The 14,611-nt window shown below is 44.9% G+C and carries 15 protein-coding genes; 5 read left to right on the top strand and 10 right to left on the bottom strand.

Annotation, left to right across the window (positions count from 1 at the left end; all coding sequences use genetic code 11):
* Window positions 1–148: 148 nt before the first annotated feature.
* Genes N6H06_RS04170 through N6H06_RS04160 form a run of 3 tightly spaced genes read left to right on the top strand, consistent with a single transcriptional unit; the run spans window position 149 to window position 1,673 of the window.
* On the top strand, window positions 149–472 hold the full coding sequence (locus N6H06_RS04170) for a PadR family transcriptional regulator (protein WP_062745859.1): 324 nt from the start codon (window positions 149–151) through the stop codon (window positions 470–472).
* Window positions 473–474: 2 nt separating this feature from the next.
* The gene (locus tag N6H06_RS04165; RefSeq protein ID WP_062745858.1) at window positions 475–903 is read left to right on the top strand and encodes a permease prefix domain 1-containing protein; all 429 of its coding nucleotides are present in this window, start codon (window positions 475–477) and stop codon (window positions 901–903) included.
* Window positions 900–1,673: a hypothetical protein gene (locus N6H06_RS04160; RefSeq protein WP_263705695.1), complete on the top strand. Its 774-nt coding sequence runs from the start codon at window positions 900–902 to the stop codon at window positions 1,671–1,673. The genes N6H06_RS04165 and N6H06_RS04160 overlap by 4 nt, the downstream gene beginning before the upstream one ends.
* Window positions 1,674–1,714: 41 nt before the next feature.
* Here N6H06_RS04160 and N6H06_RS04155 read toward each other — a convergent pair whose 3' ends face one another.
* On the bottom strand, window positions 1,715–2,782 hold the full coding sequence (locus N6H06_RS04155; protein WP_062745855.1) for a M20/M25/M40 family metallo-hydrolase: 1,068 nt from the start codon (window positions 2,780–2,782) through the stop codon (window positions 1,715–1,717).
* Window positions 2,783–2,925: 143 nt separating this feature from the next.
* Between N6H06_RS04155 and N6H06_RS04150 the strand changes: the two genes are divergently transcribed.
* Window positions 2,926–3,210: a hypothetical protein gene (locus tag N6H06_RS04150; protein WP_062745853.1), complete on the top strand. Its 285-nt coding sequence runs from the start codon at window positions 2,926–2,928 to the stop codon at window positions 3,208–3,210.
* Window positions 3,211–3,260: 50 nt separating this feature from the next.
* Here the strand turns inward: N6H06_RS04150 and N6H06_RS04145 are convergent, their stop codons facing one another.
* From N6H06_RS04145 to N6H06_RS04130, 4 genes are all read right to left on the bottom strand, one after another.
* Window positions 3,261–3,584: a MazG-like family protein gene (locus tag N6H06_RS04145; RefSeq protein WP_263705694.1), complete on the bottom strand. Its 324-nt coding sequence runs from the start codon at window positions 3,582–3,584 to the stop codon at window positions 3,261–3,263.
* Window positions 3,585–3,701: 117 nt separating this feature from the next.
* Window positions 3,702–4,757 (bottom strand): teichoic acids export ABC transporter ATP-binding subunit TagH, encoded by a 1,056-nt coding sequence (tagH, locus tag N6H06_RS04140; protein ID WP_263705692.1) that lies wholly within the window; start codon window positions 4,755–4,757, stop codon window positions 3,702–3,704.
* 16 nt (window positions 4,758–4,773) lie between these two features.
* Window positions 4,774–5,577 carry an ABC transporter permease gene (locus N6H06_RS04135; protein WP_263705691.1) on the bottom strand — a complete coding sequence of 268 codons (804 nt, stop codon included), beginning with the start codon at window positions 5,575–5,577 and terminating at the stop codon, window positions 4,774–4,776.
* 322 nt (window positions 5,578–5,899) lie between these two features.
* Window positions 5,900–6,685 (bottom strand): GNAT family N-acetyltransferase, encoded by a 786-nt coding sequence (locus N6H06_RS04130; RefSeq protein ID WP_263705690.1) that lies wholly within the window; start codon window positions 6,683–6,685, stop codon window positions 5,900–5,902.
* 174 nt (window positions 6,686–6,859) lie between these two features.
* Here N6H06_RS04130 and N6H06_RS04125 point away from each other — a divergent pair, with 174 nt between their 5' ends.
* On the top strand, window positions 6,860–9,520 hold the full coding sequence (locus N6H06_RS04125; RefSeq protein ID WP_263705689.1) for a cation-transporting P-type ATPase: 2,661 nt from the start codon (window positions 6,860–6,862) through the stop codon (window positions 9,518–9,520).
* A gap of 92 nt (window positions 9,521–9,612) precedes the next feature.
* On the opposite strand, the gene N6H06_RS04120 is transcribed toward N6H06_RS04125, so the two are convergent.
* The 5 genes from N6H06_RS04120 to N6H06_RS04100 form a co-directional block, all read right to left on the bottom strand.
* Window positions 9,613–11,106 carry a glycoside hydrolase family 43 protein gene (locus N6H06_RS04120; protein ID WP_062745843.1) on the bottom strand — a complete coding sequence of 498 codons (1,494 nt, stop codon included), beginning with the start codon at window positions 11,104–11,106 and terminating at the stop codon, window positions 9,613–9,615.
* A gap of 90 nt (window positions 11,107–11,196) precedes the next feature.
* A complete protein-coding gene (locus N6H06_RS04115; RefSeq protein ID WP_263705688.1) occupies window positions 11,197–11,457 on the bottom strand; it encodes a zeta toxin family protein in 261 nt (86 codons plus the stop codon).
* A gap of 84 nt (window positions 11,458–11,541) precedes the next feature.
* Window positions 11,542–13,038 carry an alpha-N-arabinofuranosidase gene (locus N6H06_RS04110; protein WP_062746591.1) on the bottom strand — a complete coding sequence of 499 codons (1,497 nt, stop codon included), beginning with the start codon at window positions 13,036–13,038 and terminating at the stop codon, window positions 11,542–11,544.
* A gap of 185 nt (window positions 13,039–13,223) precedes the next feature.
* Window positions 13,224–13,649, bottom strand: coding sequence for a hypothetical protein (locus N6H06_RS04105; protein ID WP_263705686.1), 426 nt, complete (start codon window positions 13,647–13,649; stop codon window positions 13,224–13,226).
* Between the two features lie 71 nt (window positions 13,650–13,720).
* The gene (locus N6H06_RS04100) at window positions 13,721–14,566 is read right to left on the bottom strand and encodes a carbohydrate ABC transporter permease (RefSeq protein ID WP_263705685.1); all 846 of its coding nucleotides are present in this window, start codon (window positions 14,564–14,566) and stop codon (window positions 13,721–13,723) included.
* Window positions 14,567–14,611 lie beyond the last annotated feature (45 nt).

Raw genomic sequence — 14,611 nt, 5'->3', positions numbered from 1 at the left:
TATGAGCATCTATAAAAAAGTTCTTTTTTATTAAAAATTACTTTGACAGACAGAGCAATTAATAGTACGATTACTCCATCAGATAGTACTCTATGAAGAAGAGTAATTGTCCTTTATATTGATTTGCTAAAAGAGGTGATCCGATTAAATGCGCAGTGATTTATTGAGGGGCCACATCGACTCAATCGTGCTTAGCCTATTAGCAGCCAAGGATAGTTACGGCTACGAAATCTCAAAAGAGATCGCCCGTAAAACCGATGGCCGCTTTGAAGTAAAGGAAGCTACGCTTTATGCTGTCTTCCAACGGCTTGAGAAAAAGGAATTAATCGCATCTTATTATGGTGCTCGCTCCCACGGAGGCAAGCGCAAATATTATTCCATAACAACGTTAGGCAAAGCGTATTTGCGCGAAATAACGGTGGAATGGAATGAACTAAAGTCAGTCATTGACATATTTTTGAAGGGAGTTTAGTCATGAAAACAATCCGCAACCATGTTGACCATTTATTCCGCGATGTGCCGGAAAACGAAGAAACTTTGTTAATGAAAGAAGAAATTATCGAGAATCTAGAAGAAAAAGTCGACGATCTCATTCGGGAAGGAAAATCACAAGAAGACGCTATCAATAAAGCGATTGTGGAGTTTGGCGACATTTCCGAAATCGAGCAAGCCTTTCAGGAAGAAGAAAGCAAAGCGGCTCCACATTGGCTAAAAAAGTCGCGAGCGCGCTTAAATCTTGAATTCTCTTTGTGGGGAAGCGCCCTGCTGATTGCACTGTTCGCTTTCATTAATTTTTACTATACCCCTACTGTCATCTGGTTCGTTTACCCTACGTTTGCCGTGTTGTGGTGGCCGCTCTCACTCTTTTTCCACTGGCGCAAACAGAAAGGCGGGCACCAATGATCGTTCTATTTAATCTGGCGGCTCATGTGTTTATTGGCGTTCTGTTCCTTATTAATTTCTTGATCACACCTGGAGATTGGTGGGCTCTGTATCCAGCCGGACTACTGTTATTAAGCTCGCTCAGCATTCTGTTAGATAGAAAACTTGGCTATAAGCTTTATGCCACAACGATGGCGACTGCATTCACCGTTTACTTAGGTTTTGTCAATTGGGTACAAACGCCCGATTATCCTTGGATCTTGTATATTTGCTTCCCGTTGTTGTGGTGGCCCCTTTCTGCCTTTTGTGGCCAAGCGAGCCGCTCGCTCTTTTTTGCCGGCATTGCGTCAAGTTCAATGATCCTATATTACATTCTCCTTAATATGTTTTGGGAAACTGGCTTTCCTTGGGCTATTTTCCCGGCATTCGTCCTCCTATGGTGGCCTTTGTCTATAGGCGTTGCCCGCCGCCCTCTTGCTTATGCGGTCCTGGGAACGATCCTTTCGTCTATATTTTTCGTTGTGGTGAACTGGATTACGACACCTGAAGCCATTTGGGCGATTTACCCGATTTTTGCTCTTATTTGGTGGCCCATGTCCATCGCTCTTTACAAAAAACCATTGGCCTTCTCATTAGCTGGCTCTACCTTGCTCATTGTGTTTTTCGTAGCCGTCAATGCGTTGACAACACCACTTATCCCTTGGGCTGTGTTTGTGATTTTTGCCGTTTTATGGTGGCCACTTGCTATGTATGTTTACTGGCATAAACAGAAAAAGCGCCATTCGTTTTAGCAAAAACAAAAAAGAGGCGAACGCCTCTTTTTTTGTTTTTGCTAGGTTGCCGGCCAAACGACTGGGCGCAGTTCTTCTTTGCCCGTTAAGTTTGCAATAAACTGAACCAACAACTCAATTTCTTGTTCCATATCTTGTTTCGAAACCACTTCACGGGGAGCGTGCATATAGCGGAGTGGCAATGATACGAGTGCAATCGGCACGCCCTTGCCTGTCAAGCGCATACGGTCAGCGTCGGTACCTGTGTTTCTAGGAGTCAGCTCATATTGGACAGCAATGCCTGCCTTTTTGGCTGTGCGTTCTAGCAGCGCATTGATGTTGCGGTTAATTGGCGCTCCTTTTGCCAACACTGGCCCGCCGCCGACTTTCACATCGCCGTATTTTTTTGCATTCACCGTTGGGTAGTCGGTAGCAAAGGTGACGTCAAGGGCAATGGCGATAGTAGGCTTGATCCCTGCTGCGGCAAAGTAAGCACCTCCCAAATTGGTTTCCTCGTTAACTGTGCTGACAGCATACACGCCGACTTGGGGGCGTTTTTGTTGGAGGCGCCGCAATATTTCGGCAACCATAAAGGCACCGCTACGGTTATCCAACCCCCTTGCGCTTAATCGGTCGCCAAGCAAATTGATTGCTCCATGGCTATAAACGGCATAATCGCCAATTTGTACATAGGCTTTTATTTCTTCAGCCGAAGTAGCCCCGCAATCAATGAAAAGGTCGTCGAACGAAAAGTTGTCGCCCGCGCCGCCATGGTGTTCTGCATTGGTGCCAAACACGCCAGTGACGTTGCCATTGCTGCCAAGTATCGTCACTTCCATGCCAAGTGCTGGTTTATGGCTAATTCCCCCTAGTTTTTCGACGTATACAAACCCATTTTCATCAATCGCTTTGACTAAAAAGCCAATTTCATCGCAATGGCCTGCCAGCAGGACATTAAATGGCGCCCCAGTGTTCAGTGCGGCAATTGCATTTCCAGCTTCGTCCGTATAACACTCATCGGCAAATGGCGCAACGTAGGCAAGCCATTTCTTTTGAATTTCTGCTTCTAGCCCTGACGGGGAGGGTGTTGACAGCAACTCGTGTAAAAATTGTTGTGCTGAAGATTCCATGAAAGCCTCTCCCTTCCTAATAAATAACGATCTTTTTTCATTTTACTAAATGTGAACGTCAAAAGCGAATAGGCGAATCGTGGGTCGTTTTTTGAATAACGTGCTATACTACCAATGGAACAATTACGTGATGAGGTGAATGTATGGTAAGCCGTGTAATGAAAGGTCTCGGCGGGGTACTTGAAGGCCTTCTGGCCATCCCCTTTTTTGGTGGGCTGTTTATCCTTTTGTCAGGTTACTCGCCGTTATGGTTCATGCTTGTTTTTCATATTGTCGGCCTTCTTTTGGCCGTTGCCTCGAACCGTGGCAAAGCAGGGCATATCTTTGGCATAGCGACGTCGGTGATTGGCTGGATCCCGTTTTTAGGCTGGCTCTTCCATGTTATTACCGCCATTATTTTGCTCATTGAAGCTGCAGTGGACCGCTAACAAGCATTTTTTCTGTACGAAAAAAAAAGGAGGAGCTCCTCCTTTTTTTGTTACAGACTTTGCGCGTAGCGTTTACTTAGCTTTTCTTGATGAGTCGTAAATACATCTTCCAAGGTAAGATCGTAATGGCTGGCAATCATACTAATATTGCCAAGTACATCCCCTAATTCCTCTGCGAGCTGGCGGCGATTCTCTTCTATGGTCCCAACCGTTTCATCTGGCCTGTCGCGGCCAATTTCCAGCGCCCGGATCGCACGAGCCAGTTCTCCTGTCTCTTCCGACAAAAACCCCATGCGAATAAAGATTCCTAAATCGGCCCAGCCCCGTTTCTCATAATAGTTTGCCACCCAGTTTTGAAAATCGTTGCTATTCACGTCACTACCACCCCATATTTAGATTACAACTCACATTATAACACTAAATATAGAGTTCAGACTGTAGTCGTGCAATTATTGACAACTTCAAAAAGGATGGAGTGTTTGATCACAGGATCATAGACTTATATCGGAACCGTCTATTTCACCAACGCTGCTACCTGCGTGTACTTCTGCAGCGTGTCCATTTTCTAACTCCTCATTACTGCCTAAAGCATCCTTCAGTTGTGGCACAACAAGAAAATAAGCGGCCGTTAAAAAAATGACTGCGTACACGACAAGCTGGCCAAAAAACCAAACAGCGCGCTTCACTGCTTGTTTGTCCCTCTTTGGCTGTACGATTGGTGGTGTTCCGTCGCTAGCGTCTATTTTCCCTGGGGCAAGGGAGCGCATTTCTTTCAATTCTTGCTTGTGTGCTTCTTTTTCTTCTTTGGAGAGCTTATTAAACCAGTTAATGTAGTCTTCGTATTGTTTAATGATTTCGTTTTTGTCGCCGAATTCCCGGACTTCGCCATTATGAAGCCATAACACCCGGTCAGAAAGATTTTTGATCTCTTTTATATTATGGCTAATAAACACGATCGTTTTGTTTTGCGCTTTAAACTCATCGATTTTGTCTTTGCATTTTTGATAAAACGTTTTGTCGCCAACTGACAAAGCTTCATCAACAATTAATATATCGGGGTTTGTATGGGCAGAAATCGCAAACCCTAAACGGGATTTCATCCCTGATGAATAATTTTTAACAGGCTGGTCAATAAAATCGCCAATGTCGGCAAACTCTTCGATTGCTGGCATCAGCTCTTCAATTTCTTTTTTGCTGAAACCATGCATTAAACATTTTTGTTCGATGTTTTCGTAGCCGTTCAAATTTTTGTTTAAGCCGACATTAATGGCAATCAATGATGTTTCGCCATTCACCTTCATTTCGCCTTCCGTCGGTGGAATGACGCTAGCTAATATATTCGATATCGTCGATTTTCCTGACCCATTTATGCCGATGACGCCGATTGTCTCACCTTCATAGACTTCAAGGTTTATATCTTTGAGGGCATAGAAGTCACGGTGCTGGTCACGGGTGTTCGGAAAGAACATCGCCTTTAACTTCTCTGTGTTGTTCCGATAGAGCGTATATTTCTTCGATACGCCCGTTAATGTCATTTTCGGGTTCATGTTTGCCTGCCCCCCTTTATAAATAGTCGACAAAGCTGTTTTTAAATTTATGGAAAACATGGGAACCGATGAAGCCAATTAACAAAATCCCAGACCAGAAAAAAACCATATACGTCAAATCTTCATAAAACCAGCGTCCGCCGATGAAAGTATCCCGGAACCCAGTCATAATGTAATAAAATGGATTCATCTGCAAAATCGCCAACAACTTATCTGGCATCGTCGCCGGCACCCAGACAATTGGCGACAAGAAAAACAGCATCCGCATGCCTGCCTGTAAAAAATTATAGTAATCACGGATGACCGTCGCTATCGTAGCACTAAACAATGTAAATACGTATAGAAATGCGTATAAGCACAACAAGTAATAAGGCAGTTGCAACAAATAAGCACCCGAAAAAACCGAGTAAATCGCCAACACAATACCAAGAACGCCCAGCATGACAAAAAAGCTGATCGAATTACCGACAATAACAATTGACGGCAGCACGCTGACAGGAAACTTCATTTTTGATACCATGTTGATTTTTTTGTGTATGCTATTTGATGCTTGCAGTACGGTAGGACTAATAAAAAACCATGGGATTAAACCACACAAAAGCCAAACAAAAAACGGCGTGTCGCCCACATCTTTTCCTTGGCGAATCCCTAAACCAAAGATTACGAAAAAGACAACGACTTGCATGAGCGGGCTAAACAGTTGCCAGAGCGCCCCTAAATAATGAAGCTGGAACTTGCTCCTCTGCTCAAATGCAGCGAGGCGGAAAATAAGATGTTTGTTGTCGTATTGCTCTTTCAGCAATTGAAAAACAGCCTTCATAGCTTGTACTCCTTGATGGTAAATTAGCTGCACTTTTAGCAAAAACGCTTCAGCCCAGCTTAAAAACAATGTTCTGGCCTGTTTGTCAGTGCGCTATATTTATAGTCTTCACATCCCTATATGATACCATCTACAAATCTCGAGCGCCATTATTGAAATCCGACAAAATTGCGGAAAACAAGCGCCTTATTAGGGCAATCATAAAAAACAGTGCTTTTGGCATAGCACTGTTTCAGATTGCTGCGAAACGCTGTATTTTCCGTTGATCGTCTCGTTGACAAGTCTTTCTATCAGTCTAACTACTTTAAGCATCGCGTCGTATTTAATAAGCATATACCATCCACAAGCCAATGTCAGAAAAGCCAATTCGCTTATAGATAGCACCTGCAGTTGGATTGTCATAGAACAAGCACGGCACCTTGCCTTCAGCGATCAAGTCGCTGCAAAGCCTGGCAACGCAAGCACTCGCAAAGCCTTTTTGTTTGTGCGTCTTTAATGTTGCCACGCCAACAACCATGGCTGAAGCGGAATTTTCCGCAGTCGTTGATGCGCTAGAGACAATCTTCCCTTCGTCTTTCACATAAATCGCTCTTGCAAAACCAGTTTGTAAATGTTGGCGCTTTGTTTCTACAGAGGTAGGCACCGAGTCAGCAAACTCAGGAATTTGTTTTATAAATGTTAGCAATGCTTCTGCATCGTCAGGCGTCGCCTGTGCGAGTTTGACTGGAACATCCACTTCGTAGTCGACACGTGTGCATTTAGCATAATACATTTGCCGTTTTTGTTTATACGCAGGCAAATAGGTTGCTACTTTTTCACAAACAGATTTCAACCCAGACATCCGTGTGAACGAGTGGTCATTGATCATAATGTTTGCGAATGCTTCTGCCGCAAACGGCTCTTTCCCATAAGGAATGTACGATTCATAGTATTTTAGCAAAACCGCGTTTAGCTTGCCAGTTTCATCAAATTCCCCCCATAGACGCTGAAAATCAGTTTCAAAGCCAAACGCCTCTATATCGCCAATAATAAATAAATTTTCGGCCGCTTGCTGTCTTAAAAATGCTAAACACTGTGCTTTATCGTCTTGCGTTAACAATCGAATCATCGCTTTTCCTCCCCCATACGGTTTTGTCTATTATAAGGAAAAATCGTTTATTCGATAAGAAAAAGTCCGATAGTCTATAAGTTGGTTCAACATCATTTCCAAACGCGTTCTTGTCTTGCCCTGTTCATGCATGAAAAAAGACAGTCGTCACATAATACAATGGAGGTGAAGCGAATGGAGAATCAATGGCATGCGACGACAATTGACAATGTAGAAAGTGCGTTACATACAAATCAAACGACTGGTTTAGATACAAAAGAAGCAAATCGGCGCTTGCGTGAAAATGGGCGCAATGAATTGCCAGAGAGGAAAAAAGACTCAGAACTGAAAAAGTTTATTCGCCATTTTAACGATGTGTTAATTTATGTTCTTCTTGCCGCCGCCCTTATTACTGGTTTGCTCGGCCATTACATCGATACAAGCGTCATCCTCCTTGTTACGATCATTAATGCTTTTATTGGCTATATTCAAGAGAGCCAAGCGGAAAAAGCGCTATCTAGTATTAAAGCGATGCTTAGCTTAAGTGCGAATGTCCGCCGCAATGGCGAGCGTCTTGAAATTGAAGCGGCGGAAGTGGTTGTCGGTGATGTCGTTGTCTTAAGTGCTGGCGATAAAGTGCCAGCCGATATCCGTTTAATAGAAGCACACAACCTTCGCGTCGAGGAGTCGGCACTAACAGGCGAATCGACAGCTGTTGATAAACAAACAGAGGTTCTTGATACGGATACTGTATTAAACGACCGCACCAATATGGTATTCTCAGGCACGTCTGTCGCTGCGGGAAGCGCCGTCGGCATTGTTACGGCAACTGGGTCGGCAACAGAGCTCGGTAAAATCAATGAAGCGATTGCCGCTGTTGAATACACACAGACCCCGCTCTTGCGCCAAATTGCCACGTTCGGAAAAACGATTGCTTTTTTTGTCGTTGGCATCGCCATCGTAATGTTTTTATTTGGCTACCTATTTCGAGGCTTTCCTGCCGGGGAATTGCTTTTATCGGTCATTGCCTTGGCAGTCGCCGCGATTCCAGAAGGGTTGCCTGCCATTTTATCGATCATACTTGCTGTCGGCGTCAAACGGATGGCTAGACGAAACGCGATTATACGCAGCCTTCCTTCAGTTGAAACGCTCGGCTCTGTGTCTGTAATCTGTTCTGATAAGACGGGAACATTAACAAAAAATGAAATGACGGTAACAACCGTAGAAACGACTGCAGCCAGTTACACAGTTACAGGAACGGGCTATGCCCCTGAAGGCGCGATTGTCCCTAACGCTGAAACAGGCAATAAAGCGAACACTGTGCTAGAGCGCTTTCTTGCTTGCGTACAAACATGCAACGACGCCAGTTTGCGTCAAGACGACGACGGTCATTGGACGATTGACGGCGACCCAACAGACGGGTGTTTTTTAACACTTGTACGAAAAACGACATTGGACTTGCCTCGTTATACGGTAATTTCGAAAATCCCCTTTGATTCTGAGTACAAATATATGGCCGTATTAGCAGAAACAAACGGCAAGCGCGTCCTCTTTGTAAAAGGCGCTCCGGATCAAATTTTCGCCATGGCCGAACAAAACAGCGACGTTCCGTTCGACCGGGCCTATTGGGAAAAACAAATGTCTGCCCGTGCCAATTCTGGCGAGCGCGTACTTGCTGCTGGGTACAAAGAAATGCCTGCTCAGGCAGACTCCATCGGCCATCATGATTTAAATAAAGGAGTGACGTTTCTTGGTCTGGCCGGTATTGTCGATCCGCCAAGAGAAGAAGCAATAGCCGCCGTCCAAGCATGTAAAAAAGCAGGCATTCAAGTCAAAATGATCACAGGTGACCATGGAGACACGGCCAAAGCAATCGGCAAACAGCTTGGCATCGGCGACGGGGCAAAAGCCCTTACAGGCAAAGAGTTGGATCAAATGAGCGATGAAGAGCTTGATGAAGCGGCAACGAACACCCATATATTCGCACGGACAAGCCCAGAGAATAAATTACGGCTTGTCAAGTCGCTGCAAAAGCAAGGGCATATTTGCGCAATGACAGGAGACGGCGTCAACGATGCGGCTGCCTTAAAGCGGGCTGATATTGGGGTAGCGATGGGCATCAAAGGCACAGAAGTGACAAAGGACGCAGCAAAAATGGTCCTCGCCGACGACAATTTCCAAACGATTGTCCATGCTGTTGAAGAAGGGCGCCGCGTCTACGACAATGTCAAAAAAACGATTCTCTTCATTTTGCCTACGAATGGAGCAGGGGGAATTTTAATTGTCGCAAGTATTTTTCTCGGCATGTCTATGCCGCTTACTCCTGTGCAAATCCTTTGGGTCAATATGGTTGTCGCTATTACCGTTTCCCTAGGCCTTGCTTTTGAACAACTGGAACCAGGCGCTATGCAACGCCCGCCTCGAGATCCAAAAGCAAAGTTGCTTTCCCCCTATTATCTTTTCCGGATTACAGCCGTTTCTGTTATGATTGGCATTGGCACGCTTTGGATGAATCATTTTATGCAAACGAGAGGCTACGATGGCAGCACGCTACAAACGATTATTTTGCAAATGTTTGTCATGGCCCAACTTTTTTACATGTTTAACTGCCGTAGCGAATTGGACTTTGCCTTTAAGCGCGGCTTCTTTCAAAACAAAGTTGCATTCGGTGTCGCCTTTCTCTTGCTTCTATTACAGCTTGCCTTAACGTACATTCCGTTTATGAATACGGTATTCCAAACAACGCCACTAACCGTCGGGCAGTGGGTGATTCCGATTGTAATGGGTTTGTTTGTGTTCGCTGTCGTGGAAATCGAAAAGCGGATTACAAAAACGCTGTCGCTTACATCTAGGTGAGTTCCAGATGTTAGCGACAGCAACAGCGTTTTTCGAAGCACTTAGATGTCGTACAGCTCGATGCGTTCCAGTATTAAGTCATAGGAGCAGAATCAACGATCTCTTTCCATTTGACTGCCCCAAATCGCGATACCTTCATCAGATAAGGCCGTAAAGGTCAGCGTTTCCCTATTTGACACTGGGTCCCATTGGCGGATGAAAACGCCGTTATAGATGGCGCCATTGATTTGCAACTCCACATTGTAATCGCCTGTTTTTTCCCACGTTCCTGTCACAGCGCCTGAAAGTTGCTTGTTTGTCTCTAAACGGATCGTTGTGGACTCCTTAATGTCAGCCGTGATCTCCTTGCCATGGTTAATGAACTTGTAGTCACCGACTACGTCTTCGTCTTCTACTTTAGCCAATGATTCCCCTGTATAACGGTAAGGAGCTATGACCGGCCAACCTTTCTCATTCATAACCATTTGGTGTACACGAATTTCGTGTATTTCTCCCCGCCCAGGGAAACGTGTATGGAAAAAGAGAAAGATCTTTCCTTTGTCTTCATCGTAGTAAACGGAATTGTGTCCTGGGGAAACGTAGCCTGTGCTCAAACTTGAACCTGTTTCACCTGGCTCACGTTTAAACAGGAAATTGCCCATTTGTTTGACGCCAAATGGTTCAATCGAAGCGTCATCAAAAAATGTGCCTGGCGCCCCTTTCGCCTCGCTCATGAAACGCCCTTCTGCATCGACATAAGGCCCCGTTGGCTGTTTTGCTCGTGCTACGCGCATATTATAGCCACCCGTCGCATCAAGCCCGCCAAACGTCAAATACAAATAATAATAGCCAGTTGTATGATCATAATGGATGTAAGGGGCCTCAATCCGGCTATGGTTCCCACCTGTTAGGTGAATGCCGTACCCTTGCCCAGGCAGGGGAAATCCCGTGTCCGGGTCCATTTCCAAAATAAAAATTCCCCCTGAGTAGGAGCCGTATACCATCCAAAGCTTCCCTTCATGATCAAAGAATGTGTGAGGGTCAATCGCATTTGGGTGGACATTGGCATCATAAATCGTTCCGTCAGGGCTTTCTTCTCCCCACATTCCTGACTTCAGAAACACACCCAAATTTTTATAAGGGCCTTCAATTTCATCGGCCACGGCAACACCAAGTGCAGACCTTGGAGCGTCCCCTTGACACGCATTGTAATACATGTAATAACGGCCATCTTCAAGCTGGATCACATCGGCAGCCCAAAGCGTATCGCTATTTGCCCATTCAAAAGCTTCTGCTAGTTCCTCATAGACATTTGGTATTAATGGATTGCCATTGTGAACATGAGTGGAGACTTGCTGCCAGTTCAGTAAATCACTTGTTTTCGCTGAAGCCAAATGAGAACCAAACACATAATACATCCCGTCTGCTTTAATGACGGAAGGGTCATGGACAGACGCTTCCGTAAATGTCGGTTCACTGCTTTCAAGTCCTCGTTTGTGAAACGGGTGGTTTTGCTGGATGTCACCTGCTTGTGCAGGAGTGGTGATCGCCAAGATGAACATAAACGCGAACAAGCTACTGAACAACCACTGATTTCTCATTCTCATTTGCAGTCCTCCTCAAATAAATTGGTCGGGCCCCGTTTCGTTTCTAACTTCGCATCTCGCATCACTAAGTTCCAAATTGAACGTAAAAAATCACCATTTCCCGCCGTCTGGGTGGGGACAACCTTTGTTTTGAAACCTGGCAACGTACTGGATCAACATCCCGCTATGTCGGCACGTTGTTTCGTACAATAGTGCTGAACATTGGCCGCATTGGGTGAGGCGCCGGAAATACTCCGCTGTTGTGGCCAGAGGTTCATTTTCCTCCTCGCTATATTCTGCAATAAGCCGCTCCAGTTCACTTGCCGTTAATCGCACACTTGCCATGCAGCCTTTACAAGGCGGTTCATTCATAATTGGCGACCCCTTTCATGAATGTTCATAGCCTTTTTTCAAAGAAGGGGCTTCCTTTTAATGGAACCCCTGATTCGCGGGCATTTACGGCCTGACCGTTACGCGCAATACGGCAGAAGGGGGAACATCTAGCTTCAGTTCCTGTCCACTGACAGATGTCGGCACGTACGCCACAGGCTCGACTTTATTCGGTTGCTCAAATGTGTTATGCGCATTTAACTCATTTGCTGTTAGCAGTTCTCCAGAAACATTAGCAGCAGACAATGGCTTCTCTATTCCTTCCAGTTTGAGCGCTAGTGATGCAGCATCGTTTGGATCAAGATGGCAAATACTAATATGAATGGCTCCGTTGCTATCTTTTGAGGCGGTAACCGTCATTGCTGGCAGCTCTTGATCATCGAAGCGATACAAGCCGGCATCTACTTTGACTTCAAGCCTCGTCGCATCTTGATGGACTTTATACATATTAAACACATGGTAAGTTGGCGTGCGCAGCATTCGCTCTCCTTCCGTTAAAATCATCGCTTGGAGCACATTGACCATTTGTGCGATATTTGCCATGTGGACGCGGTCATTATGTTCGTGGAAGATATGGAAATGGACGCCCGCCACCAACGCGTCACGAATCGTATTTTGCTGGTATAAAAAGCCTGGATTCGTCCCTGGTTCCACGTCAAACCAAGTTCCCCATTCATCTACAATTAAGCCTACGCGCTTCGCAGGGTCGTATTGATCCATGATTGCTGAGTGCCTCGTTAACAATTCATCCATACGAAATGCTTTTTTCAGTGTTTTGAACCATTGTGATTCGCGTTTATCTAAGGCTGCCCCTTTTTCATTCCAGAAATCACCTGGCATCGTATAGTAATGCAAGCTTAACCCGTCCATTAACTGGCTCGCTTCCCGCATTAACACTTCCGTCCAGTGGTAATCGTCAACATTGGCTCCTCCGGCAATTTTATAAAGCTTGTTGTCGCCGTAATTCCTGACATACGTTTGATAACGCCGATAAAGGTCTGCGTAATACTCGGCTCTCATATGACCGCCGCAGCCCCAGTTTTCGTTTCCGACGCCAAAGTACGTTAAACGCCACGGTTCCTTTTTGCCATTCTCTGCGCGCCAATTTGCCATTGGCGACTCGCCATTAAATGTCATGTATTCAACCCATTCTTGCATTTCTTGGACTGTGCCGCTGCCAACATTTCCACAAATATAAGGTTCAGCTCCGAGCAATTCACACAACCTCAAAAATTCATGGGTGCCAAAGTGATTGTTCTCAATGACACCGCCCCAATGGGTGTTGACCATCCGTTTGCGGCTTTCTCTTGGGCCGATGCCGTCTTTCCAATGGTATTCATCGGCAAAGCATCCCCCAGGCCACCGCAAAACAGGAATATTCAGCTCTTGTAAGGCTTCGAGCACATCATTGCGAATTCCGTCTGTATTTGGGATAGGGGAGTCTTCACCAACCCAGAGGCCTTCGTAAATACAACGGCCTAAATGCTCTGAAAAATGGCCATAAATATGCTTGCTGATTTTCCCTCGTTGTAAATCTGTATATACTTTTACTTCTCGTTCCATGTTTATCAGCCTCACTTTATCCATATTAAATGAAATCGCTGCCAGTAGAAATGGCGCCAATAATGGTACCGTTTTCAACAACCACTACATCCGCTTTCTGCTTCGTTGTGTTTAAACCTTTTAACACCTCCACTTCCGCAGTGCGTTACAGGAGTACTAGTACGTACAATTCTTTGTATATGCTATTAAAGGCCGCTGTTCCCTCTTGCTTTAGCAGCGATTTTAATCGCTTTGTTTTTTGATACATACATCATGAAGGCCATGAAATAGAGGGCAAACCCGATAATGTCCATTGCCAAAAAGAGAAGTGCGCCCCAAAGTCCGGTCCATATTAAAATGCCATTTTGGATGTCATTATCTTTGAGCTTTCTGGCAATGACCAAGCTGACGACACCTCCAACTAACATGAACAAGCCAAATAGCAAAACAACATTGATCACATCGCTAATTAGTTGTGATGTTGCAAGCATCGTGTCCACAGTTTCATTCTCTAACCTTTTTACTCCTGACTGTTTAAACCAAGCCGAATAGCCAAAAATGGTTAAAAGCGCTGTCGTTATATTCCAAACTCCGCCGACTAATAAACATCTTCGCTCGAAAGACCGGCGCACTGCTACACGCTCCCTTCGTGTTTTGTTCGTGATTCTCCTTTCTTACTAGACCCGTGACCTCACTCACCGTGCTAACCTTTTAACCCAGCATTCAAATTAATCGATTTGACGAAGTGTTTTTGGGCGAACAAAAACAATAACACAGTCGGAATAATGGCGATCAATGCCGATGCCATTAGTTGCCCAATCATCCGGTAATTTCCGTAAATGTCCTGAAGCAATAACAGGCCAGCCGTTATTGGTATTTTATTGACATCCGTATAAACAATCACTGGCCAGAGAAAGTCATTCCAAGAACCTGTGAAGGAGAATAAAAAAACAACAATTAAAACAGGACGGACTAGCGGCAATATAATCGAATAGAAAATTCGAAAATCATTCGCCCCATCGATCTTCGCACACTCATCCAATTCTTTCGGAATGCCTAGCATGAACTGTCTTACTAAAAATAAGTTGCCCATCCCTGCTAACCCAGGGAAAATCATAGCCCAAGGTGTGTTGACCCAACCTAATGTATCAATAATTTTGTAAGAAGGGATCAAGTTGACAACGCCAGGAAAAAGGGAAATCGCTAACAAGACAAAAAACAGCGTGTCTCTTCCTTTAAATGTTAAGCGTGTATAGCCATAGGCCGTAATCGCGACCATTCCCACAACGAGCACTGCATGGGAAGTCGCAATAAAAATGGAATTCCATAACCATTTTAAAATCGGCGCAGTCGACGTATTGTTTAAGACACCCATATAGTTCTCGACGACCCAATTGACAGGCAACAGCCGAAACCCAACATTTACGACTTCCGTTTGCGACCGAAATGATGTTGATACGCCAAAAATTAACGGGATCACCCATAAAAAGCAAGCAATGAGTAGAAATAGATACGCTACATATTTTGATAGATCAATCCGATTTGCCATAATCCCCTTCCTTTCGCTTCCATTGCATTCCCTCCTTTAAAGCTC

It is taken from the genome of Shouchella tritolerans (assembly GCF_025770735.1).
GTDB classification, from domain to species: Bacteria; Bacillota; Bacilli; order Bacillales; family Bacillaceae_D; genus Shouchella; species Shouchella tritolerans.
This window is presented reverse-complemented; position numbering and strand designations above follow the sequence as displayed.

Excerpts from the sequence above, each read along its gene's own strand:
- N6H06_RS04170 (WP_062745859.1), top strand. The coding sequence starts at position 149 with ATGCGCAGTGATTTATTGAGGGGCCACATCGACTCAATCGTGCTTAGC.
- N6H06_RS04165 (WP_062745858.1), top strand. The coding sequence starts at position 475 with ATGAAAACAATCCGCAACCATGTTGACCATTTATTCCGCGATGTGCCG.
- N6H06_RS04160 (WP_263705695.1), top strand. The coding sequence starts at position 900 with ATGATCGTTCTATTTAATCTGGCGGCTCATGTGTTTATTGGCGTTCTG.
- N6H06_RS04155 (WP_062745855.1), bottom strand. The coding sequence starts at position 2,782 with ATGGAATCTTCAGCACAACAATTTTTACACGAGTTGCTGTCAACACCC.
- N6H06_RS04150 (WP_062745853.1), top strand. The coding sequence starts at position 2,926 with ATGGTAAGCCGTGTAATGAAAGGTCTCGGCGGGGTACTTGAAGGCCTT.
- tagH (WP_263705692.1), bottom strand. The coding sequence starts at position 4,757 with ATGAACCCGAAAATGACATTAACGGGCGTATCGAAGAAATATACGCTC.
- N6H06_RS04135 (WP_263705691.1), bottom strand. The coding sequence starts at position 5,577 with ATGAAGGCTGTTTTTCAATTGCTGAAAGAGCAATACGACAACAAACAT.
- N6H06_RS04130 (WP_263705690.1), bottom strand. The coding sequence starts at position 6,685 with ATGATTCGATTGTTAACGCAAGACGATAAAGCACAGTGTTTAGCATTT.
- N6H06_RS04125 (WP_263705689.1), top strand. The coding sequence starts at position 6,860 with ATGGAGAATCAATGGCATGCGACGACAATTGACAATGTAGAAAGTGCG.
- N6H06_RS04120 (WP_062745843.1), bottom strand. The coding sequence starts at position 11,106 with ATGAGAATGAGAAATCAGTGGTTGTTCAGTAGCTTGTTCGCGTTTATG.
- N6H06_RS04115 (WP_263705688.1), bottom strand. The coding sequence starts at position 11,457 with ATGAATGAACCGCCTTGTAAAGGCTGCATGGCAAGTGTGCGATTAACG.
- N6H06_RS04110 (WP_062746591.1), bottom strand. The coding sequence starts at position 13,038 with ATGGAACGAGAAGTAAAAGTATATACAGATTTACAACGAGGGAAAATC.
- N6H06_RS04100 (WP_263705685.1), bottom strand. The coding sequence starts at position 14,566 with ATGGCAAATCGGATTGATCTATCAAAATATGTAGCGTATCTATTTCTA.